Origin of the sequence: Nocardia cyriacigeorgica (genome assembly GCF_029868385.1) — a bacterium.
Classification (GTDB): domain Bacteria; phylum Actinomycetota; class Actinomycetes; order Mycobacteriales; family Mycobacteriaceae; genus Nocardia; species Nocardia cyriacigeorgica_F.
Window position 1 is genome coordinate 56,542 of sequence record NZ_JARWNX010000064.1, and the last position, 21,810, is coordinate 78,351.

Consider the following 21,810-nt stretch of genomic DNA (forward strand, 5'->3'; position numbering starts at 1 on the left):
CCGCCTGAGCGGACGCTGCACCGCCGCTGGGACCTATCAGTGCTCAGGACACCCCGAGCCCACGCGCGATGGTCGGCCAGGAGTCGACCAGCTCGTCGGCCCAGTACGGCCAGGAGTGGGTGCCGGTGGATCGGAAATGCGCGGTATGGGCGATGCCGAGGGTGTTCAACCGGTCGACGAGGCGGCGGGTGCAGGTGGTCGTACCCGCCTCGAGCGGGCTGCCGAAGCCGATGGCGGTGATCAGTTCGGGATTGCCCGGTACGTCGTACTTGCCGGGGACACCGCTGCCCGCGGACAGGTAGATGGCCTTCCCGCGCAACGCTTCCGCCCGGCGGGTCACATCGTGCGCGAGCCAGGCCGGGTCGTCGGGCGCGCCGAACATATTGTTCGGATTGCCCTTGTAAGTGGCGATCACGGCACGGACCTGGGCCTGACCCAGATCGGATCCGCTGGTGTAGCAGCCGCTGTGCGCGGCGATGGCGGTGTAGAGCTGCGGTTCGCGCACGGCGAGCATCATGGCGCCCTCGGCGCCCATCGACACCCCCATGAGAGCGTTGCGGCCGTTGCCCTGGAATCGGGCGTCGATCAGCGGGGGCAGTTCCTTGGTGAGGAAGGTCTCCCACATGTTCGTGCCGAGTACCGGATCGGGCTTCTGCCAGTCGGTGTAGTAGCTGGCCGGGCCGCCGACGGTGAGCACGACATTGACGTTCTTGTCCTCGTAGAACTCCATCGCGCGGCCGCGTTCGATCCAGTTGTTGCTGTCCTCGACCGCGCTGCGACCGTCGAGCATGTAGACCGTGGGGCGCGGTGCGCTGCGATCACGCGGTAACAGCACCTGCACTTCGACCGTGCGGCTCATCGCGGGGGAATCGACGTAGACCCGGAGCCTGCGGTCGGTGATCTCGCTGATACCGCTGATCTGGGGGCGGGCGGACATGGGCCTGGTCTGTTCGGCCATACCGGGGCCGTCGGATGATCCGGTGCCCTGTTCCTCGCCCGGTGCCGCTGCCGTGAGGGGTGCGCCGGTCGCCGCCGCACCGATCAGCAGTGCGGCGCTCATCAACACGCCGGACAGCCAGCGCCGCGATCCACGCCGTGACAGCATGTGGCCATACTGCCAGAAGCACCGACGGCGCTGCGGCGACGCAGTTCCCACGCGCGGGCTCACCCCGTCAGCAGGGTTGACAGCCGAACTCAGGGCTCGTAGACGCCGTACGCGCGGTTGGCGATACACATCGGCACCACATGCTGATCTCTGCGCCATTCGAATCGGGCGGCGGCCTCGACGGTTTCGCGTTCCACCAGGCACATGGTGGTCGTGCCCGGCAGGGTGATATTCGCCAATGGCGAGACCGCGAGCGGTATTCCGACGTAGACCTTGTTGTTCATGCACACCGGCACCACCGGGACGCCGCGTGCGGCGCTGTGGCGGTCGGCCACACCCTGGGCATACGGCACGCCACCGCAGTCGAGCGGGTTGGCGTCGCTCGCCTGGGCGGGGGCCGCGGCGAGGGTGAGACCGGCCGCGGTGCCCACGGCCAGCAAGGTCAGGGATCTAGCGATGGTGGTCCACGTCATAGCCGCATTGAAACACTCACCCCGCACGACACACTCGATAATCGCTGGCGTGTCATCGGGCTGGGATGTGATCGGTATGGGGGCGTTCACGCCTGCCGCGGCCGGATGATTCCGGGCCGCGGCAGGCGGTTCGTTGCGGAGACGGAGGGATTTGAACCCCCGGTCGCTCTCACGACGCTCGCTTTCAAGGCGAGTGCATTCGGCCGCTCTGCCACGTCTCCAGGCCAACGATCGTAACCGATCCGGCCGGATGGTCAGCCGCCGTCGGAGAGGGCTTCCAGGTCGATGCGGCTGAACACGTCGGCGATGACGTCGAGCTGTTCGGGAGTGAGCAGGTCGATGAAACCCTTGCGGACCGCCTCGACGTGGCCGGGTGCGGCTTCCGACAGCGTGCTCATCCCGGTGTCGGTGAGTTCGGCGAGTACACCGCGCCCGTCCTCGAGACAGGTGTTGCGGCGCACCAGTCCTTGCGCCTCCATCCGGCGAATCTGATGGGTGAGGCGACTGCGCGAGGACAGCACGCCGTCGGCGAGTTCGCTCATGCGCAGCGCCTGCCCCGGAGCCTCCGACAGCAGCACAAGGATGCGGTATTCGGCCAGGCTCAGATCGTTATCGCGTTGAAGCTGGCGGTTCAACGTGGTCATCAGGCGGAGGTGACCGTCCATGAACGCCCGCCACGCGTTCTGCTGAGCCGGGGTCAACCAGTCCGGCTCAGCGGAAACGCGACCGCTTGGTTTGGTAGGCACGTCGGTATTCTATGTCCTCCGACCAGCGAAGTTACCGGCCGGTTACCCTTGTCGGGCTCAGCGCGGCGTCACGAGCAGATCGCGCGAGAGATCACCGACCTTCGCGTGGCCGGACAGGCCCATGGCCGAATCGAAGTCGGCCAGCAGCAGACGCAAGGCATGGCGGACGCCGTCATGGCCCGCGATGCCCAGACCGTAGGCCCACGGCCGACCGTAGAACACCGCCTTCGCACCGAGCGCCAAGGCGATGAGCATGTCCGATCCGGTGCGGATACCCGAGTCGAACAGCACATCCGCCCGGTCGCCGACGCTCGCGACGACCGTTGGCAGTGCGTCCAGCGCCGCGATGGAGCCGTCGACCTGGCGACCGCCGTGGTTGCTCACCACCACAGCGTCGGCGCCCGCGTCCACCACCTGCCTGGCATCGTCGGGATGCAGGATGCCCTTCACCGCGATCGGCAGATCGGTCCATTCCCGCAGATGCGCGATATCGGCCGGACGCAGCGTGTGGTTGCCGAAGAGTCCGGCCCAGGTGAGGATCGCGGTGCGCATCGCGTCCTCGCTGTCCTCCGGTGGCGCCGGTAGCTTGGCCCGGAAGACCGGATCGGATAGATAGTTGGCGATGCCCTTGCCCTGGAGGAACGGCAGATGCGCCACTTCCAGATCGCGTGGCCGCCAGCCGAGCGAGGGGGTGTCGACGGTGACGACGATCGCCTTGGCCCCGGCCTGCTCCGCCCGCTGGACGAACGAGCGGGCCAGATCGTTGTCGGCGGGCCAGTACAGCTGGTACCACCATTCGCCGGAAACCGCGCCGACCTCCTCGATGGTCGAAGACGCCGCCGTCGACAGCACCATGCCGACCCCGAGTTCCTTGGTGACCTCACCGACCACCGTCTCACCGCGATCTTGCAGCAGCTCCAGCACGCCGACCGGCGCGGTGAGCACCGGCGCTGCCAGTTTGGTGCCGAGCACCTCGACCGACAGATCGCGGGCGCCGTAGCCGGTTGTGCCCCGCAACATGCGCGGGACCAGCCGGTACCGATCGAAGGCCGCGCGGTTGGCCTGCGCCGTCCGCTCCCCCGACGCACTGCCCGCGACGTAGGCGAAGGCTTCGGCCCCGAGCAACTCCGCGGCGCGCGCCTCGAGCCCGTCGGCCGTCATCGGCAGTTCGGGCACCTCGCCGCCCAACCCGCGGAAGTAGATCTCGTTCTGAAAGTCGATGAAGCTGCTCACGCTCGAAGACGCTAGCCCTTACACCCCTCGACCGGGCCCACACGTCCAAATACCGCAACGCCTGGTCGATCTCACACCACGAGTACCACCCGATGCCTCGACCGTGTGCCACTCGCGCGGTTGCGGCGAGGGCTGTCCGGCAGGATGGGGCGGGTGCGGGCGATCAGGTTGAACGGTTTCGGTGGGCCGGAGGTCATGGAGTGGGTCGAGGCGCCCGAACCCGAGGTGAAACAGGGTGAGGTGCTCATCGAGGTCGCGGCGGCCGGGGTGAACCGGGCCGATGTGATGCAACGTAAAGGCCACTATCCGCCGCCGCCCGGTGCCAGCGAGGTTCCCGGACTGGAGTGTTCGGGTGTGATCGCGGCGCTCGGTGAGGGTGTGCGCGGCTGGTCGGTGGGTGATCGGGTGTGTGCGCTGCTGTCCGGCGGCGGGTACGCCGAACGGGCAGTGGCACCGGCCGGACAGCTGCTGCCGATCCCGGACGGGCTCGATCTGGGCGCGGCCGCCGGACTGCCCGAGGTCGCGGCCACGGTGTGGTCGAACCTGGTGATGACCGCCGGCCTGCACGCGGGACAGCTGGTGCTGATCCACGGTGGTGGCAGCGGCATCGGAACGCATGCGATCCAGATCGCGAAACGGCTCGGCGCGCGGGTCGCGGTGACGGCGGGTTCGGCTGGCAAGCTGGAGCAGTGCCGTGAGCTGGGGGCGGACATTCTGATCAACTATCGCGAACAGGATTTCGTCGACGTCATCCGCGCCGAACAGGGCAGCGGCGGTCCGGGCGCCGACATCATTCTCGACAATATGGGCGCGGCCTATCTGGCCCGCAATGTGGCGGCCCTGGCCACCTACGGACAGTTGGTCGTCATCGGATTGCAGGGTGGCGTCAAGGGCGAGCTGAACCTCGCGGAGCTGCTGGGCAAGCGCGCCGCGGTCCGGGCGACGAACCTGCGCGGACGTCCGGCGACCGGGCCCGGCAGCAAGGCCGAGATCATCGCCGAGGTCGACAAGCGGGTGTGGCCGCTGGTCGCGGAGGGTGCGGTGGTCCCGGTGATCGCGGCCGAACTGCCGATGGCCGAGGTCGGCCGGGCACACCAGCTGCTCGACTCCCCCGACACGGTCGGCAAAGTGGTGTTGCAGATCGGGGACTACTGAGTTCTTCTGCGACGGGATTCAATGATCGGCCGCGACTTCCACACCGCTCACGGTCAGACCGCCGACGGCGCCACCCATCGAGACCCGAGATAGGTTCCCGAAGTGTTGAGTGCCAGTGCCTGGGACGCGGACGGTGACTGACAGCGCGTCTATCAGGCCAATCGACGACGACCATCGTGCGCGGGCACCAACACCGAGCGCAGATGCGCTCGAAGCGTCCTGCGAAGTCGCTCGACGCTGAGCGATCCGTGTGGGGTCACCGAGTCGAGAGCCAAGCCGCCGATGAGCGCGGTGAGACGTTCGGCCTCTTCGGCCGGCTCGGGCACGTCGAGAACCCCTAGGGCGTCGGCGATCACCTGGCGCATATCGGCGGCCATCTGCTCGGTCACCGGGCGAAAGACCGGATTCACTCGTGCCGCGACGATGAATTCCATGAGCACGATCGACTCGACACGGCGTTCATCGTCGAGCGGAAGCAGTTCCTCCAGGAGGGCCTGCACTGCGTCTACGGCGGATTCGCCCTCGAGTCCGGCCAGCGTGTCCGTCGAATACCGGGTGAGCCTCTTCTCCATACGGTCGCCGACCTCGGTGGCGGCCGCGATGAGAAGGTTGCGGTGGTCGTCGAAATAGTGGCGCACCGACCCGATGTTCAGCCCCGATTCCGCGGCGACCTTCCGGAGCGAAAGATCGGTGAGGCCTCCGGCGACCACGAGGCGAAAGGCCGCCTCGATAACGTCCTTGCGGCGCTGTTCGAGATCGATCCGAGCTGGCATATCCACAAAATATCGCAGCTGTGATAAGTAAGCGAAACCGCCGCCACACCGGCCTCGACTCCGCACGGCGACGGAATTCGATGCCGATCAGCCGCGTCGCCGCACGACGCGTTCCTCGTCCCACACCGGAGCCGACGATTCGTAGACGGTGCCGTCGGAACCGAAGACAAGGAACCGGCCGAAGTCCCGCGCGAACCAACGGTCGTGCGTCACCGCGAGCACGGTCCCCTCGAAGCCGCGAAGCGCCTGCTGCAAGGCCTCGGCGGAGACGAGGTCGAGGTTGTCGGTCGGTTCGTCCAGCAAGAGCAGTGTCGTACCGCCGAGTTCGAGCAGGAGGATCTGGAAGCGCGCCTGCTGACCCCCGGACAGCGAGTCGAACTCTTGCTCCGCCGCGACAGCCAGCCCATAGCGCGCCAGGACCCGTGCAGCCTCCTCACGCGCCAGCCCCGCCCGGCGCTCGTCGCCCCGGTGCAGGATGGACACGAGCGTGCGGCCGACGAGGTCGGGCCGCCCGTGGGTCTGCGCGAACCAGCCTGGACGTACCCTCGCGCCAAGCCTCGCCGTCCCTTGGTGCAATACCGGCTCCGGCACAAGGTCGCCCGACGGCTCGCGTTCGGACTCGGGGACACTGCCGCCCCCGGCGAGCAGCCGCAGGAAGTGCGATTTGCCCGAGCCGTTGGAGCCGAGGACGGCGACTCGGTCGCCGAACCAGACCTCCAGATCGAACGGCCGCATCAGTCCGGTGAGTTCCAGGCCTTCGCAGATCACGGCCCGCCGTCCGGTCCGCCCGCCGCGCAGTCGCATCGCCAACTGCTGCTGGCGCGGCCGCGCGGGCGGCGGGCCCGCGTTCTCGAACCGGTCGAGACGGGTCTGCGCGGCACGGTAGCGCGAGGCCATATCCGAGTTGTACGAGGCCTTCTGCCGGTACATCTGCACCAACGCTTTCAGCTTTGCGCGCTCCTCGTCCCAGCGGCTGCGCATCTCGTCGAACCGCTCGAACCGTTCGGTCCGCGCCTGGTGGTAGGTGTCGAAACCGCCCGGGTGGATCCAGGCGGTGTTGCCCGCCGCACCGAGTTCGACCGTGATGATGCCGGCCGCCGTCCGCGCCAACAGCTCACGGTCGTGGCTGACATACAGAACGGTCTTCGGCGTTTCGCGGAGCCGGTTCTCCAGCCAGCGCTTACCTGGAACGTCCAAGTAGTTGTCCGGCTCGTCGAGCAGCAGCACCTGGTCCGGGCCCCGCAGCAGCGCCTCGAGGACGAGCCGCTTCTGCTCACCACCGGACAGCGAGTCCACCGTGCGCTCCCGGCACCGGTCGAACGATATGCCGAGAGCCTCGGTGGTACAGACATCCCACAGCACCTCGGCGTCGTAACCGCCGACATCGCCCCACTCGGCCAACGCCGCCGCGTAAGCCATATGCGCATCGGTGTCCCCGTTCGACCCATGGCGGCCTCCGACGCATCCACCACGGAGGCGGCCCGGCGGATACGAGGGTCGGCCACCGATAACAACAGATCACGTACCCGGGCGCCCTCTCGGGCGATGAACTGCCGCATGACACCCAGGCTTCCGCTCCGATTCACCGCGCCGCCGTGCGGTGCCAGATCTCCGGCGATGAGGCGTAGCAACGTCGTCTTGCCCGACCCGTTGGCACCGATCAGCGCGACCTTGTCCCCGTCTCCGACCCGGAACGAGATCTCATCCAGCAGCACCCGGCCGTCGGGAAGCTCATAAGAAACAGAGTTGAGGTCGATGTGTTCCACAAGCGCATTATTCTATCACGGCTGTGATAAATAGCCCTGCGACTTCGTACAGCCTGCTGATGTCGATCCAGCCGGACGCGCTGGTAGGCCCCTGCTTTTCTCCGAGCCGCTCGTCCGGCCTGGACGAATCAGTCCAGCGAGGACAGTGCACGCCCGAGCTGGTCGATCTCGAACTTCGTCGTATACGGCGCGAGGCCGACGGTCACCGCGCCGCCCTCGTCGTTGACGCCGAGCGCGTCGAGCAGTCTGCTGCCGCCGTGCGTCCCGCTGAGCACGCCGATGCGGTTGTCGGCGAGCTTGGCGGCGATCTTCTCCGCCTGAAAACCGACCATGGTGAAGCTGACGGTCGGGATGCGGGTGGAGGCGCGGCCGATGACGGTGAGGTTGTCGATCTTGTCCAGGGTGTCCATCAGATGCTCGAACAGCTGGTCGTGATAGTCCTGCAACGAGGTGATGGAGATTTCCAGGCGCTCGCGGCGGGTGCCGGTGGCGCGTTCGTCCAGGCCCGCCAGATAGTCGATCGAGGTGGTGAGCCCGGCCAGCAGGGAGTACTGATGGCCGCCGACCTCCAGTCGTTCGGCGCCCTTGGCGTACGGATTGAGCGACATCGACGGGATACGGTCCAGGAAGGCCGGATCGCGGAAGACCAGCGCGCCGATCTGCGGTCCACCCCAGGACGGCGCGCTCAGCGCGACCACATCGGCGTTCAGCTCATCGATGTCGATCAGCGCATAGGGCGCCGCGCCGAACGCGTCGGCCACCAGCAGACCGCCCACCTCGTGCACCCGATCCGCGGCCACCCGTACGGCGGGCGCGGAGCCGACGATGGGCGAGGCGGCGGTGAGCGCGACCAGGCGCGCGGTCGGGCCGATCAGCTCCTCGAACTGCCACGACGGCATCTCGCAGGTCTCGATCTCGACCTCGGCCCAGCGCACGTGCGCGCCGTACCGGTTGGCGATGCGCAGCCAGGGGGCGACGTTGGCCTCGTCATCCAGGCGCGACAGCACGATCCCGGTACCGAGCCCGAGACGCGAACTCAGCGATTCGGCCAGCCAGGCCAGCAATACCGCACGATCCGGTCCGAGCACGACACCGGCGGGATCACCGCCGACCAGATCGGCGACAGCCTCGCGCGCCGCGTCCAGAATGGCGGCGCTGCGCTTGGCCGCACCATGGCGGCCGACATGCGAAAACGACGAGGTGCGGAAACCTGTTGAGACAGCTCGGGATACCAGATCAGGAACCAGCATGCCCGCTTGCGGGTCGAGATGGATCCAGCCGTCGCCCAGGGACGGTATCAGGCCCCGAACCCGTGCGACGTCGTAAGTCATGCTGGCCACTCTAAGGGCAGCGGGCGAGGCTGCGTAACCCTCCCCACAGGCACCGTCTTCAGCACGTTCGCCGCCGACGCGACATGATGGAGACCATGACGCACTCGGATGACGCATCGGATCCCGTCGTCGTAATCGGACCCGAAGGACGCCCCCTGCTGCTACCCGGCGGTAAGGATTCGGACGCGCCTTTCACCGCCCAGGTGGTCTCCGACGACGGCGAAAAAGCCAACGACTCCGGCGAGCGCGACGACTCCGGCGAATCACTGGCCGATATGGTCGAGCAGCCCGCGAAGGTCATGCGGATCGGCACCATGATCAAGCAGCTGCTCGAGGAGGTCCGCGCGGCCCCGCTCGACGATGCCAGCCGGGCCCGCCTGCGCGAGATCCACAAGTCCTCGATCCGCGAACTGGAGCAGGGCCTTGCCCCGGAACTGCGCGAGGAGCTGGAGCGGCTCACCCTGCCGCTGACCGATGAGTCGGTGCCGTCGGACGCCGAGCTGCGTATCGCCCAGGCTCAGCTGGTCGGCTGGCTGGAAGGTCTGTTCCACGGCATCCAGACCGCACTGTTCGCCCAGCAGATGGCGGCGCGGGCACAGCTCGAGCAGATGCGCCAGGGTGCGCTGCCGCCCGGTGTGCACGCCAGCGACCCCCGTGGCAGCCACCACACCATCGGTGGCACCGGCCAGTACCTGTAGTGGTGGCCGGGCCCGGAACGTATCGGCCGAGTAGTGTCGAGCACCGTGCCCGCCGCTGCCGCTCGCCCCGACTCGGTTTCCGAAGTGAGTAACGAACAGACCTCAGAACCCACCGTCACCGCGCCCGTCGAGCCTGCCGAGCCGCTGGTGTCGGACTCGCAGTCCTTCGCCCGCGCGTTCCAGGACATGCGCAACGGCTTCGGCCAGCGCGAACTATGGCTCTCGCTGGGCTGGCAGGACATCAAGCAGCGCTACCGGCGTTCGGTGCTCGGCCCGTTCTGGATCACCATCGCCACCGGCGTGCAGGCCACGGCCATCGGCATTCTCTATTCGGCGCTGCTCGGGCAGCCGCTGCGGGAGTATCTGCCGTATGTGGCCGTCGGGTTGATCGTGTGGAATGTGATCCAGGCGAGCATTCTCGAAGGCTCCGATGTGTTCATCGCCAACGAGGGGCTGATCAAACAGTTGCCGTCGGCGTTGAGCGTGCACGTCTATCGCCTGGTGTGGCGGCAGTTCCTGTTCTTCGCGCACAATTTCGCGATCTATTTCGTGGTGCTGGTCGCCTTCGGGGTGTGGCAGAACCTGCACTGGACGGTGGTCTTCGCGATACCGGCCCTGCTGTTGATCTTCCTGAATTCCATGTGGGTGTCGATCCTGTTCGGCATCTTCAGCACCCGCTACCGCGATATCGCGCCGATCCTCGGCAGTATGACCCTGATGCTGTTCGTGCTGACCCCGGTCATGTGGAACACCAAGAGCCTCCAGGAGCAGGGTGGCGATGTGGCCGAACGGGCGAAGCTGGCCGAAATCGTGCCGACCTTCCACTATCTGGAAATCGTGCGCGCGCCGCTGCTCGGTGACGATCAGAAGCTCTACCACTGGGTGATCGTCGGCGTGATCACCGTGGTCGGCTGGATCGCGGCCGTATTCGCCCTGAAGAAGTTCCGTTCGCGCGTGCCGTACTGGGTATAGGAGCCGATGCAGCGATGACAGATCATGTGAGCATCGAAACCCGCAACGCGTGGGTGGAGTTCCCCATCTTCGACGCGAAATCGCGGTCGTTGAAGAAGGCCTTCCTCGGTAAGGCGGGCGGCGCGATCGGACGCAATCAGTCCGATGTCGTCGTGGTCGAGGCCCTGCGCGATATCACCCTTTCCTTGAAGGAGGGTGATCGGATCGGCCTGGTCGGCCATAACGGCGCGGGCAAATCCACCCTGCTGCGGCTGCTGTCGGGCATCTATGAACCCTCGCGCGGCACCGCCCGCATTCGCGGTCGGGTGGCGCCCGTGTTCGACCTCGGCGTCGGGATGGACCCGGAGATCTCCGGCTACGAGAACATCATCATCCGCGGCCTGTTCCTCGGGCAGACCCGTAAGCAGATGATGGCCAAGATCGACGAGATCGCCGACTTCACCGAACTCGGTGAATATCTGTCCATGCCGCTGCGCACCTACTCCACCGGTATGCGGGTGCGCCTGGCGATGGGCGTCGTCACCTCGATCGACCCGGAAATCCTGCTGCTGGACGAAGGCATCGGCGCCGTCGACGCCGAATTCATGAAAAAAGCCCGGCTGCGCCTCCAGAAATTGGTGGCCCGATCCGGCATCCTGGTCTTCGCCAGCCATTCCAATGAATTCCTCGCCCAGCTCTGCGATTCGGCCCTGTGGATCGATCACGGACAGGTCCGGTTGCACGGCGGCATCGAGGAAGTGGTGCGGGCATACGAGGGCCCGGAGGCGGGTAATCACGTCGCGACCGTCCTTGCCGAATTGGCGGCCGAGAAGGCCGCCGATGACGCCGAACGAGAACTGGAGCCGAACCAGACATGACTGAGCCGACCGGGCCGAACACCCCGATCGCTGCCGGGGCGTCCCCGGTCGGGTCCGCGGCTTCCGCCGAACAGGTGGCGGTCGATACCGGCGCGACCGCCCGTATCGTCGCCGTCGTCGTCACCCATAAGCGGCGCGAACTGCTGACCGAATCGTTGAAGGTGCTCTCCTCGCAGTCGCGTCCGGTCGACCATCTGATCGTCGTCGACAACGGCAACGAGCCGGAGGTCGCCGACCTGGTCCGCGATCAGCCACTCGAGACCACCTATCTGGGCTCGGCGCACAACCTCGGCGGAGCGGGCGGATTCGCGCTCGGCATCCTGCACGCGCTGAGCCTCGGCGCCGACTGGGTGTGGCTGGCCGATGACGACGGCAGGCCCGAAGGCCCGGAGGTGCTGGCCACGCTGCTGGACTGTGCGGGCAGGCACGGCCTGGTCGAGGTCTCGCCCGTGGTCTGCGATATCGACGAACCCGACCGGCTGGCGTTCCCGCTGCGACGCGGAGTGGTGTGGCGGCGGCTGCGCTCCGAACTCGGCGAGGAGGATTTCCTGCCCGGAATCGCCTCACTGTTCAACGGCGCGCTCATCTCCGCCACGGCGATCGACGTCATCGGCGTCCCCGATCTGCGTTTGTTCGTGCGCGGCGACGAGGTGGAGGTGCACCGCCGCCTGGTCCGTTCCGGGTTGCCGTTCGGTACCTGTTTGCAGACCGCCTACCTGCATCCCAACGGTGCCGCCGAATTCAAGCCCATCCTCGGCGGGCGCATGCACACCCAGTACCCGGACGACCCGGTGAAGCGGTACTTCACCTACCGCAACCGCGGCTACCTCATGTCCCAGCCGGGTATGCGCAAACTCCTGCCCCAGGAATGGGTGCGTTTCTCCTGGTTCTTCCTCGTCACCCGCCGCGATCCGGCCGGTCTGCGCGAATGGTTCCATCTGCGCAGCCTCGGGCGGCACGAGCAGTTCGGGAAGCCCGAGTAGCGGGCGGCAGCGAAATTCGGTTGCGCGGGATCGGTACCGATGTGAGAGTTGGGGGAACTTCGAGGTGAACGAGGAGGTGGAGTTCGTGGTGATTGTGGCGCGGTTCGTCGTGTCCAGGCCGAGTGTGCGCGTGCATGCCGCCGGACCGAACTCCATCTCGTACTCAACTCGCTGAGCTCCGTGCCGGGGCTCAGCGCCCTCACGGAGGTTCTCTCATCATGGTCGATTACGACCAGCTGGTTCCCTATGGCTGGACCGAACGCGTCCGGCTCGAATACGCCGCACTGCTCGAGGCCGATCGCGTACCCGCACGGGTGATCCGGATGGACCGCGGCGAATGCGATGTCGCCACACCCACCGGACCGGGCCGGGCGATATGCCCGCGCTCGGATTCCGAGATCAGCGGGCTGTGCACCGGCGACTGGGTGCTCATCGACCCGGCGATGAACGTGCGCCGGATGTTGCCGCGCCGCTCGGCGATCATGCGGTCCACCGCGTCACGTGATTCGCGGGCACAGGTGCTCGCCGCCAATGTCGACACGGTGCTGGTGTGCACCGCCGCCGACGGTGACGTCGACCTCGGCCGGATCGAACGGATGCTCACCCTGGCCTGGGAGTCCGAGGCGCAACCCGTGGTGGTACTCACCAAAGCCGATGCGGCCGAACATCTCCGGCTCGACGAGGTGCGCGCCGTCGCGCCGGGTGCGGCCGTGGTCGCGGTGAGCGCGACCACCGGGTACGACCTCGAGGTGCTCATCGCGCTACTGGACGGAACCGTCGCGCTGATCGGCCCGTCCGGCGCCGGGAAGTCGACCCTCGCCAATGCCCTGCTCGGCGCGGAAGTCTTCGCCACCAACGATGTTCGCGCGGTGGACAAGAAGGGCAAACACACCACCGTGCATCGCGAACTGCGGCCGCTGCCCGGTGGCGGAACCCTGATCGATACGCCCGGTCTGCGTGGCGTCGGCATCTGGGACGCGAGCGACGGTATCGAACGCGCCTTCAGTGATATCGAATCCCTCGCCGCCGACTGCCGATTCAACGATTGCGCCCACGGCACCGAACCCGGCTGCGCCGTGCGCGCCGCCATCGACAGCGGTGAACTCACCGACCGCCGCTTCGACAACTACCGCAAACTCGCGCGCGAGAACGAGTGGATGGCGGCTCGTACCGATAAGCGGCTGCGTGCCGAACGCGAGAAGGTGTGGCGCGATATCACCAAACAGCAGCGTCGCATGGTGCGGGAGAAGAACTCGCGACGCTGATCGGGTCGGCCGGGTTACCGGGTCACTCGGTAACCCGGCCGAACACTCCCCCGGCTCACCTGTCGGCTCGCGCCCGATCCCGGGCCTCGCAGCGGGCGACCTCTACTGGTCTTCCCGAACACCCTATGCAACTGGTTGCATAGGGCCTTGGTCTACCCTTAGTGTCGAGAAGCGGATGGCCGCGGATGCCGTAGCCGCGGCGGACACGACAGGAGCAGTCAATGACCGAATCGAAGCCGCTCGCGGGTAAGACGCTGATCATGTCGGGCGGTAGCCGCGGCATCGGGCTGGAGATCGCCAAGCGGGCCGCGGCGGACGGCGCGAACATCACGCTCATCGCCAAGACCGATCAGCCCCATCCCAGGCTCCCCGGCACCATCCACACCGCGGCCGCGGAACTGGAGGCCGCCGGCGGCAAGGTGCTGCCGTTCGTCGGCGATGTGCGCATCGACGAATCGGTCGCGACGGCGGTCGAGCAGACGATCGAGCGGTTCGGCGGCATCGACATCGTGGTCAACAACGCCTCGGCCATCGACCTGTCGCCCACCGATGCGCTACCGATGAAGAAATACGACCTCATGCAGGACATCAACTGCCGCGGCAGCTTCCTGCTGTCGAAGCTGTGCATCCCCGCGCTGCGCGAATCCGCCGCGGCCGGGCGCAATCCGCACATCCTCACCCTGTCGCCGCCGCTGAACCTCGACCCGAAATGGGCGGGCTCCTCGCTCGGCTACACCATCGCCAAGTACGGCATGTCGCTCACCACCCTCGGCCTCGCCGAAGAGCTGAAGTCCGACGGCATCGGCGTCAACTCCCTGTGGCCGCGCACCACCATCGCCACCGCCGCGGTGAAGAACCTGCTCGGCGGCGAGGACATGGTCGCCACCTCCCGCACCCCCGACATCTACGCCGACGCCGCCTACCTGGTCCTGACCTCCCCCTCGACCGAAACCACCGGCAACTTCTTCATCGACGACGACGTCCTCGCCGCCCACGGCATCACCGACCTGGACAAATACCGCGTCACCCCCGGCGACGGCCCCCTCACCACCGACCTGTTCCTGTAGCCGCGGCGCTATGCGCACACGAACGGAGCCGGGCCTTCGAGGCCCGGCTCCGACGTGTGTGCGAGTGGGTGGCTAGATCAGCAGCAGGGGCAGGAAGGCGAGGAGGAACATGAGGGCGGCGAAGGCCCAGGAGATGTAGATGAAGACCATGCCGGGGGTCTTCTGGGGGGCCGGGCCGATGGCGCCGTTGAGGAAGATCAGGGCGGGGGCGCGGTAGTAGATGCGGGCGGCCTGGCCTTCGGAGACGGGGGCGACGGTGGTGGCGGGGCCCATGTCGAACAGCCACGGGGTGCTCACCTTGACCTGGTGCTGGCCGGGGCCCACCGGGATGTGGTTGGCGCCCCAGCGGGTGTTGGGGACCTGCTGGCCGTTGATGTGGATCTTCGGCTTGGTGATGGCCAGCAGGAAGGCCATCGGCGTGTAGGAGGCGTCGATGGTGAGTCCGGGCGGATCGCCGGGCAAGCCCTGGCCGACCGGACCGCCCTGCGCGCCATACGGCATCTGCGGCTGACCGTTGGGCACCGGGGGCTGACCGTACGGCGACTGCCCCTGCGGCGGTTGACCATACGGCCCGCCCTGCGGAAACGGCGCCGGACCATTCGGCACGGGCTGTCCGGGCGGGCGACCGTACGGCATCGGCTGTCCCGGCGCCGGATGGCCGGGCATGGGCGGCTGCCCGTACGCCGGGGCGCCGGGCGCCGCGAACTGCGGTGCCGCTCCGAATTGTGGCTGACCTGGCTGCCCCTGCGGCGCCCCGGGGTAACTCATCGATTCCTCCCAAGATCGGTAACGTGCAGGCCGCACCCTACCGGTGTTTCGCCGCCCCCTCATGTCGAGACAGGAGGGGGCGGCTGTGTCCGATCAACGCGGCGCTGCCGGGTTCGGGCAGCGCGGGCTCATCAGTACCTACCCAGCCCTGCCGCACTCGAATCATGCAATCGTGGCGGAGCAGGTTTCGAACCTCAGCCTTTATCGATCCCGTACAACCGCTCCCAGTTCGCGCGACTGGTCAGTTCCGGCATCGCGGCACGGTACTGCTCTTGTAGCGCGGGCAGTTCGCGGCGCAGTCGGCGCAGCACACGCACGGTGCGCAGCAGCAGTTTGCGGGCGGTTGCCTTGTCGCGACGGCGAACTCGCACACCCGACTGGGAGGCGTCGGTGACGACCACATGGTCGAACAGCGATACATGCCACCAGTGCGCGTCCTCGCGGGTGACGCCGACGATGCCGTGCTGGGTGCGCCCGGTCCACTGGGTGATCGCCCGCTTGACGAGCACCGCGAGCAGACGGCTCGGCTCACCGCCCGCGCGCCGGACCTGGATCTCGGCCGAGGGCACCGGCGGGGTGGCGGCCGGATGCTTGGCCGTCTCGGGGTAGGCGCCGCGACTGGTGCGGGCCGCGGCCAGCGCCTCGATACCGCCGTCACGCAGCACCTGCGGACCGCGCAGGAAGTCCTCGATACCTTGCAGGGTGGTGTGCGCGAGGCCGTACTGCATGGCCACCAGATGCTCGGCCAGATTCCGGAACAGCTGACGGGTGATGGACTTACCGTCGAGATCGGTGTGCATCGCACAGACGATCAGCGAATTGCGGGTGCTGAAATAGCGGGCCCAGTCGTCGAAATCTTTCCAATAGAAATCGGCGTGCCAGACCGCGGCGTTCGGCAGCGTCACCGTCACGAACCCGTGCTCGCGGGCGCGGATGCCGTATTCCACGTCGTCCCACTGGAAGAAGATGGGGATCGGCAGCCCGATCTTCCTGACCACCTCGGCCGGGATCAGGCAGGTCCACCAGGCGTTGTAACCGGCGTCGACGCGACGTTCCTGATTGCGCTTGAGCATGCTGGTGTTGCGCAACGCCTTCGGCACCTTCTGGCCGTGGCTGAGTTCGTGCATATGCACTTCCTCGGCGCCGACATTGAGGTAATCGGGGTTGAGCAGGAACAGCATCTGCGCGCCGACCAGGGTCGGTTCGACGGTCAGATTCGCGAAGGCGTTGAGCCGGAGCACTGTTTCCGGCTCGCAGAGGATGTCGTCGTCCATCAGGATGACGTCGGCGTGCTCGTTGGCGCCGGACACCTCGTAGAGCCCGCGGGTGAAACCACCCGCGCCGCCGAGGTTGGGCTGGCGGATATAGCGCAGTTTGTCGCCGAAGACCGGCAGGGTCTGCTGGAACAGCGGCCGGTCCTGCACCAGATCGGTGCCCTGGTCCACCACGTAGACCGCGTCGATGGCGGCGAGGACGGTCGGGTCCGAGGCCAGCGCGGCGACGGTGTGCGCACAGTCCTCGGCCCGGTTGAACGTGCAGATCGCGATGGCGACCGGGCGCACCCGTTCGGGCGCCTCGGTGGTCCAGGTCAGCTCGGAGATGCCGAGTTCGGCGCCGACCGCGTCGAACTCCAGCCACAGCGCGCCGCCGTCGACGTACTGGTCGAGCGGCGCCGACAGCGTCAGCGGACCGCTAGCGTCGATATCGGCGCTGGCGACGATGCGCCGGTGTCCGGCGATATCGGAGGCGACCAGCCGCACCCGCGCCTTCTTCGCCACATCCAGCACCATCGAGGCCTCGATCGCGGTGACCGTGGTCCAGCGCTGCCAGTAGCTGGCCGCGAACCGGCCGAAGTAGGTGTTGGTGTGCGCCATGGCGCCCTTGTCGAGCCGTAGGGCCTGCCGCTCCCGCGTCGAGCGGCCCTTGACCACGGCGTACAGCTCATCGCTCACCTTCGGCGATGGGCCGGTGAAGATCCCTCGTTGCAGCACCAGCCGATCGGGCGCCGGATGCGAGGCGGCACGCAGCGCGTCGGGCGCGACGTCCGAGCGATCGTTCGTTTCGGTAACGGCTTGGGTAGCCGACTGGTCCATGAAGTCCTCGAAATTCCTCATTGTGCCGACGGGACAGACATGTCCCTGCATACGGTTCGCGGCGGGAGCGAGGATATCAATCGCACACGCCGTAAGCCCGCCGAGTAGCTACCCACCCGGCGGGTCGGATAACCCAGCCCGTGTCATCGTTCACTCGGCGCCGATCCGCTGCGCGGCCGGTTCGGCCTTACCGGTGAACACGAACTTGTCGTAGGCCCAGTACCGGAATACGACCGCGACGATCTGGCCGATCAGAGTGCCGGAGATATTGTCCGAGAGCGGGCTGGACAGGTCGAGAATATAGCGGGAAAAGCCGAGGCAGCCGAGTTGCAGACCGATCGCGATGACGTTGAACACCGCATACATCAGATATTCGCGGCCGGGGTTGTCGGTCTTCTTGTGCGCGAAGGTCCACCACTTGTTGCCGAAATAGGTGACAACCGTCGCGACGGCGATCGCGATGATCTTGGCGGGCAGCGGTGCGTGATAGAGCACCCCTTCCCCGCCCCAGAACACGAGCAGGTTGTAGGTGCCCGCGTCGACCAGGAAACCGAGGGCACCGACGACCAGGAACGCACCGCCCTGACGAAGTGCGGTGAGCACCTTCCCGGTCAGCGAAGGGCGCGCCGAGGGCGCTGACTCGGATGCGGGGCTGGTCGGCTCACTGGGTGACACCCGGGCGACGGTACCGCAGGCACCTCGCTGGGGCGTTTGCCCGCGCGCACCTGTAATCTCCCGGTGTTCCCATTCACAGCCGACCTCGAGGATTGACCCGGGTGGATCCCACCGAGCTTCGCATTGCCGCCGTGGTCCCTTGCCACAACGAAGAGGCTTCGGTCGCCAAGGTCGTCACCGACCTCCAGGCTGCCGTGCCGGGCATCGTCGTCTACGTCTACGACAACCTGAGCACCGACGCGACCGCCGAACGGGCCCGCGAAGCGGGTGCGATCGTGCGTGCCGAGACCACGAAGGGCAAGGGCAATGTGGTTCGCCGCGCCTTCGCCGATATCGAAGCCGATGTGTATCTGATGATCGACGGCGACGACACCTACGAGGCCTCGGCCGCGCCGCTGATGATCAAGACGCTGCTCGACGGCCCCTACGACCATGTGCTCGGTGTGCGCAAGCAGGAGCAGGAAGCGGGCGGTTCGGCGTACCGCGCGGGGCACGAGACCGGTAACAAGGTGCTCAACGGTGTGGTCGGCAAGGTGTTCGGCGAGAACGTCGAGGACATGCTGAGCGGGTTCCGGGTGTTCTCGCGTCGGTTCGTCAAGAGCTTCCCCGCCGTCTCGCGTGAATTCGAGATCGAGACCGAGCTGACGGTGCATTCGCTGCATCTGCGGGTACCGCAGACCGCGGTGCCGGTGGGTTTCCGTGACCGTCCGGCGGGCAGCGAGAGCAAACTGCGCACCTATCACGACGGTTTCAAGATCCTCGCCCTGATCATCGGGTTGGCCAGGCATGAGCGGCCGGTCGCGTTCTACGGTCTGTTCGGCACGTTGAGCTGGCTGGTGTCGGTGATCCTGACGATTCCGATCGTCATCGAGTTCTACGATTCGCATACCGTGCCGCGTTTCCCGACGCTGTTCCTCGCTTTCACGCTGCTGCTGCTCGGCAGCCTGGCCTGGACCGCGGGCATGATCCTCGATGGCATCCGCCGGTCCAGGCATGAAACGGCTCGGCTGGTCTACCTGCGTTATTCGGCTCCCGGGGAGGACCCGCGTCCCGGCGAGGCCGGGCGTTGACCACCTCCGCCGACCGGAAATCCGCCGAGGAACCAGTCGATCCCGACGCGCCGAGCACCGGTGCCGAAACCGGTGCAGCCGATTCCGCTGCGACCGAATCATCGACGGCCACCACCGAATCCGGTACGGCGACCGATGTCGAGTCTGAATCCGGTACGGCGACCGATGTCGGGTCGACGCCGTCGGATCCTCGATCCGACACCGTGACTCACCCCGATACGAGCGCCGGAGCCGAGAAGTCCGCCGTCCCACCCACCTCCGATGACGCGGCAGCCGAGAAGTCCACCGCAGGCACATCGCCAGGCCCACTGCAACGCACCGCCCGAGCGCTGATCACCCGATTCGGCGCGGCGACGGTCGCGTTCACCATCCTCGCCACCCTGTTCGGCGCCGTTTTCGCCGTGATCACCCCGCCGTTCTGGGGTCATGACGAGATCACCCAGTTCGGCCGCGCCTACCAGGTGGCCCACGGTGGTTTCCTGCCGCAGGAGATCGATGACGATCGCGGCGTCGCCTACGGCGGTCAGGCACCGGCGGCGATCGACGCGCTGATGGGTTACGCCTTCCGCGACTACAACGACAACCCGGAGGAACCGGGCGCGATGGTCGGCGATCCGGCCGGGTACGACCGGGTCGGTGGCGCCGAGGTGACCTCGGAGCACAAGACGATCTGGTTCACCAACACCGCCGCCTACTCCCCCGTCCCGTATGTACCGGCCGCGATCGGCATCCGGGTGGCGGAGCTGACCGGCCTCGACGCGAGCGGCATGGTGCTGCTGACGCGCCTCGCCGGACTGCTCGCCTACCTCGTGATCGTCGGATTCGCGCTCTGGGCATTGCGGGCCTACCGCGTGCAGTGGCTGGCGTTCAGCATCGCGCTGCTGCCCATCGCGGTGTTCCAGGCGGGCACCGTCACCGCCGACACGATGACCAACGCGCTCGCCATCATGGTGTCGGCGCTACTGGTCAAGGCGCTGTTCCTGGGCCGCGGACTCGGCCGGGTGGAGAGCACGGCGCTGCTAGCCGCGACCGTGCTACTGCCGCTGAGCAAGCCGACCTACGTGCTGCTCGCCATGCTCGTCGTACTCGTTCCGGCCAAGCGGTTCGGCTTCTCCGGTCTGCTGCGATGGGTGCCGGTGGTGTGCGCGGCGATCGGCGCGATCGGGTTCGCGGTGTGGATGAAGATCGCCGCACCGACCGGCGACGGTATGAGCCTGATGCGGCCGAGGCATCAGTGGTACACGGTGAATCCGGGCGAACAGCTCAGCGGCATCCTGAGCGATCCGTTCGGCTTCCTCGGCGTCTTCGGGGAGAGCATCGCCCGCCGCGATCAGGAATGGTTCACCGAATTCTTCGGTGAGCTGGGCTTCGGTTATGTCGATGTGCCCGCGATGTCCATCGTGACCTGCCTGCTGGCGTTCGCGGTCGGCCTCGGGATCGCCGAGCGGATGACGACCCCGGATTTCCGTCGCACCCTCATCGTCGCGCTGACCCTCGCGGCCAGTGTCGCGATGATCTACGTGACGCTCTACATGTCGTTCACGCCGATCGATTTCTACATCATCGACGGTGTGCAGGGCCGCTACTTCGTACCGCTGGCCATCCTCACCTTCGCGGTGCTGCTGCGCTGGATGCCGCTGCGGCTCACCGGTCCCGGTGGTAAGGCGCCGGGACGGGCCGCACCGATCACCATCGTGGTGGCGACCTCGATCGCGCTGGCCGCCGCGGCGATCAAGTACTACGTGGTGGTGTGGGGCTGATCGTCGTCTCACCGGCGGCGGCGTAGGCGCGCTCGGTATTCGCCTTGTGCGGGCGCCACCAGTCCTCGTTCGCGCGGTACCAGGCGATGGTGTCGGCGAGGCCCGCGCGGAAGTCGGCGTACTTCGGCCGCCAGTCGAGTTCGGTGCGCAACCGACTCGCGTCGATGGCGTAGCGCTGGTCGTGGCCCGGCCGGTCGGTGACGTGGTCGAAATCGCCGGGGTCACGGCCGAACGCTTCGAGGATCAGCTGCACAACGGTCTTGTTGTCGAGTTCGCCGTCGGCGCCGATGAGATAGGTCTGCCCGATCCGGCCGCGTTCCAGCACATCCCAGACCGCGCGATTGTGATCGTCGACGTGGATCCAATCCCTGATCTGATGACCGGCGCCGTAGAGCCGCGGCCGCACACCGTCGATCAGATTGGTGATCTGGCGCGGAATGAACTTCTCCACATGCTGGTACGGGCCGTAGTTGTTGGAGCAGTTGGACAGGGTGGCGCGCACCCCGAACGAGCGGGTCCAGGCCCGCACCAGCAGATCACTGGCCGCCTTGGTCGCCGAGTAGGGGCTCGACGGGTTGTAGGCGGTCTGTTCGGTGAATGCCGGATCGGCTTGGGTCAGATCGCCGTACACCTCGTCGGTGGAGACGTGGTGGTAGCGCACATCGTGGCGGCGCACCGCCTGGAGCAGCGAATAGGTGCCGACGATATTGGTCTGCACGAACGGCCACGGTTCGGTCAGCGAGTTGTCGTTATGCGATTCGGCGGCGAAGTGGACGACCGCGTCGACACCGCTGACCAGTTCGTCGACCAGGTCCAGATCGGCGATATCGCCGTGCACGAAGTCGATGCGACCCGCCACCGGATCGAGCGAGGCTCTGTTGCCCGCGTAGGTGAGCGCGTCGAGCACGGTGACCGTGACCTCGGGCCGCTCGGTCACGGTCTGCTGGACGAAGTTCGCCCCGATGAACCCGGCACCGCCGGTTACCAGCAATCGCACCCCACGACCTTACGTCGACTCGC

General features: G+C 67.1%; 19 protein-coding genes, 1 tRNA gene and 1 pseudogene. 9 read left to right on the forward strand and 12 right to left on the reverse strand.

The features are described 5' to 3' along the window. Positions 1 to 43: 43 nt before the first annotated feature. From QH168_RS25720 to QH168_RS25740, 5 genes are all read right to left on the reverse strand, one after another. A complete protein-coding gene (locus QH168_RS25720) occupies positions 44 to 1,105 on the reverse strand; it encodes an alpha/beta hydrolase (protein WP_280468430.1) in 1,062 nt (353 codons plus the stop codon). An 89-nt stretch (positions 1,106 to 1,194) separates the two neighbouring features. Beyond that, positions 1,195 to 1,578 (reverse strand): hypothetical protein, encoded by a 384-nt coding sequence (locus QH168_RS25725; RefSeq protein ID WP_280468431.1) that lies wholly within the window; start codon positions 1,576 to 1,578, stop codon positions 1,195 to 1,197. A 136-nt stretch (positions 1,579 to 1,714) separates the two neighbouring features. After that, positions 1,715 to 1,799, reverse strand: a tRNA-Ser gene (locus tag QH168_RS25730). A gap of 33 nt (positions 1,800 to 1,832) precedes the next feature. Then, on the reverse strand, positions 1,833 to 2,243 hold the full coding sequence (locus QH168_RS25735; protein WP_348537619.1) for a MarR family winged helix-turn-helix transcriptional regulator: 411 nt from the start codon (positions 2,241 to 2,243) through the stop codon (positions 1,833 to 1,835). Positions 2,244 to 2,381: 138 nt separating this feature from the next. After that, on the reverse strand, positions 2,382 to 3,557 hold the full coding sequence (locus QH168_RS25740; RefSeq protein ID WP_280468433.1) for a lactate 2-monooxygenase: 1,176 nt from the start codon (positions 3,555 to 3,557) through the stop codon (positions 2,382 to 2,384). 144 nt (positions 3,558 to 3,701) lie between these two features. On the opposite strand from QH168_RS25740, the gene QH168_RS25745 reads away from it, so the two are divergent. Then, positions 3,702 to 4,712: an NAD(P)H-quinone oxidoreductase gene (locus tag QH168_RS25745; RefSeq protein WP_432421182.1), complete on the forward strand. Its 1,011-nt coding sequence runs from the start codon at positions 3,702 to 3,704 to the stop codon at positions 4,710 to 4,712. Between the two features lie 152 nt (positions 4,713 to 4,864). On the opposite strand, the gene QH168_RS25750 is transcribed toward QH168_RS25745, so the two are convergent. The 3 genes and pseudogenes from QH168_RS25750 to QH168_RS25760 all read right to left on the reverse strand — a co-directional run bounded on the left by QH168_RS25750 (position 4,865) and on the right by QH168_RS25760 (position 8,582). Further along, positions 4,865 to 5,485, reverse strand: coding sequence for a TetR/AcrR family transcriptional regulator (locus QH168_RS25750; protein ID WP_280468436.1), 621 nt, complete (start codon positions 5,483 to 5,485; stop codon positions 4,865 to 4,867). A gap of 87 nt (positions 5,486 to 5,572) precedes the next feature. After that, positions 5,573 to 7,251: pseudogene (locus QH168_RS25755) on the reverse strand (ATP-binding cassette domain-containing protein). A gap of 128 nt (positions 7,252 to 7,379) precedes the next feature. After that, positions 7,380 to 8,582 (reverse strand): cysteine desulfurase-like protein, encoded by a 1,203-nt coding sequence (locus QH168_RS25760; RefSeq protein WP_280468437.1) that lies wholly within the window; start codon positions 8,580 to 8,582, stop codon positions 7,380 to 7,382. 95 nt (positions 8,583 to 8,677) lie between these two features. Here QH168_RS25760 and QH168_RS25765 point away from each other — a divergent pair, with 95 nt between their 5' ends. The 6 genes from QH168_RS25765 (at position 8,678) to QH168_RS25790 (ending at position 14,424) form a co-directional block, all read left to right on the forward strand. Next, positions 8,678 to 9,280 (forward strand): bacterial proteasome activator family protein, encoded by a 603-nt coding sequence (locus QH168_RS25765; protein WP_280468438.1) that lies wholly within the window; start codon positions 8,678 to 8,680, stop codon positions 9,278 to 9,280. Positions 9,281 to 9,364: 84 nt separating this feature from the next. Next, complete coding sequence (gene wzm, locus QH168_RS25770; protein ID WP_432421168.1) at positions 9,365 to 10,252, forward strand: galactan export ABC transporter permease subunit Wzm/RfbD; 888 nt, start codon at positions 9,365 to 9,367, stop codon at positions 10,250 to 10,252. A 14-nt stretch (positions 10,253 to 10,266) separates the two neighbouring features. Beyond that, complete coding sequence (gene wzt, locus QH168_RS25775) at positions 10,267 to 11,109, forward strand: galactan export ABC transporter ATP-binding subunit Wzt/RfbE (protein WP_280468440.1); 843 nt, start codon at positions 10,267 to 10,269, stop codon at positions 11,107 to 11,109. Then, entirely contained in the window at positions 11,106 to 12,092 is a 987-nt protein-coding gene (glfT1, locus tag QH168_RS25780; protein WP_280468442.1) for a galactofuranosyltransferase GlfT1, read from the forward strand. Before wzt ends, glfT1 begins: the two co-directional genes overlap by 4 nt. Before the next feature lie 218 nt (positions 12,093 to 12,310). After that, complete coding sequence (rsgA, locus tag QH168_RS25785; RefSeq protein WP_280468444.1) at positions 12,311 to 13,357, forward strand: ribosome small subunit-dependent GTPase A; 1,047 nt, start codon at positions 12,311 to 12,313, stop codon at positions 13,355 to 13,357. Between the two features lie 221 nt (positions 13,358 to 13,578). Further along, on the forward strand, positions 13,579 to 14,424 hold the full coding sequence (locus QH168_RS25790) for an SDR family oxidoreductase (protein WP_280468446.1): 846 nt from the start codon (positions 13,579 to 13,581) through the stop codon (positions 14,422 to 14,424). Positions 14,425 to 14,496: 72 nt separating this feature from the next. Here the strand turns inward: QH168_RS25790 and QH168_RS25795 are convergent, their stop codons facing one another. From QH168_RS25795 to QH168_RS25805, 3 genes are all read right to left on the reverse strand, one after another. Then, positions 14,497 to 15,192, reverse strand: coding sequence for a hypothetical protein (locus QH168_RS25795; protein WP_280468448.1), 696 nt, complete (start codon positions 15,190 to 15,192; stop codon positions 14,497 to 14,499). A 194-nt stretch (positions 15,193 to 15,386) separates the two neighbouring features. Next, positions 15,387 to 17,285, reverse strand: coding sequence for a glycosyltransferase (locus QH168_RS25800; protein WP_432421183.1), 1,899 nt, complete (start codon positions 17,283 to 17,285; stop codon positions 15,387 to 15,389). 150 nt (positions 17,286 to 17,435) lie between these two features. Then, positions 17,436 to 17,960 (reverse strand): GtrA family protein, encoded by a 525-nt coding sequence (locus tag QH168_RS25805; protein ID WP_280468451.1) that lies wholly within the window; start codon positions 17,958 to 17,960, stop codon positions 17,436 to 17,438. 101 nt (positions 17,961 to 18,061) lie between these two features. Between QH168_RS25805 and QH168_RS25810 the strand changes: the two genes are divergently transcribed. Both QH168_RS25810 and QH168_RS25815 read left to right on the forward strand, forming a co-directional pair. After that, positions 18,062 to 19,030: a glycosyltransferase gene (locus tag QH168_RS25810; RefSeq protein WP_280468452.1), complete on the forward strand. Its 969-nt coding sequence runs from the start codon at positions 18,062 to 18,064 to the stop codon at positions 19,028 to 19,030. Then, positions 19,027 to 20,790, forward strand: coding sequence for a DUF2142 domain-containing protein (locus QH168_RS25815; protein ID WP_280468454.1), 1,764 nt, complete (start codon positions 19,027 to 19,029; stop codon positions 20,788 to 20,790). Before QH168_RS25810 ends, QH168_RS25815 begins: the two co-directional genes overlap by 4 nt. Here QH168_RS25815 and rfbB read toward each other — a convergent pair. Further along, a complete protein-coding gene (rfbB, locus tag QH168_RS25820; protein ID WP_280468456.1) occupies positions 20,762 to 21,787 on the reverse strand; it encodes a dTDP-glucose 4,6-dehydratase in 1,026 nt (341 codons plus the stop codon). The genes QH168_RS25815 and rfbB overlap by 29 nt on opposite strands. Between the last annotated feature and the right edge of the window lie 23 nt (positions 21,788 to 21,810).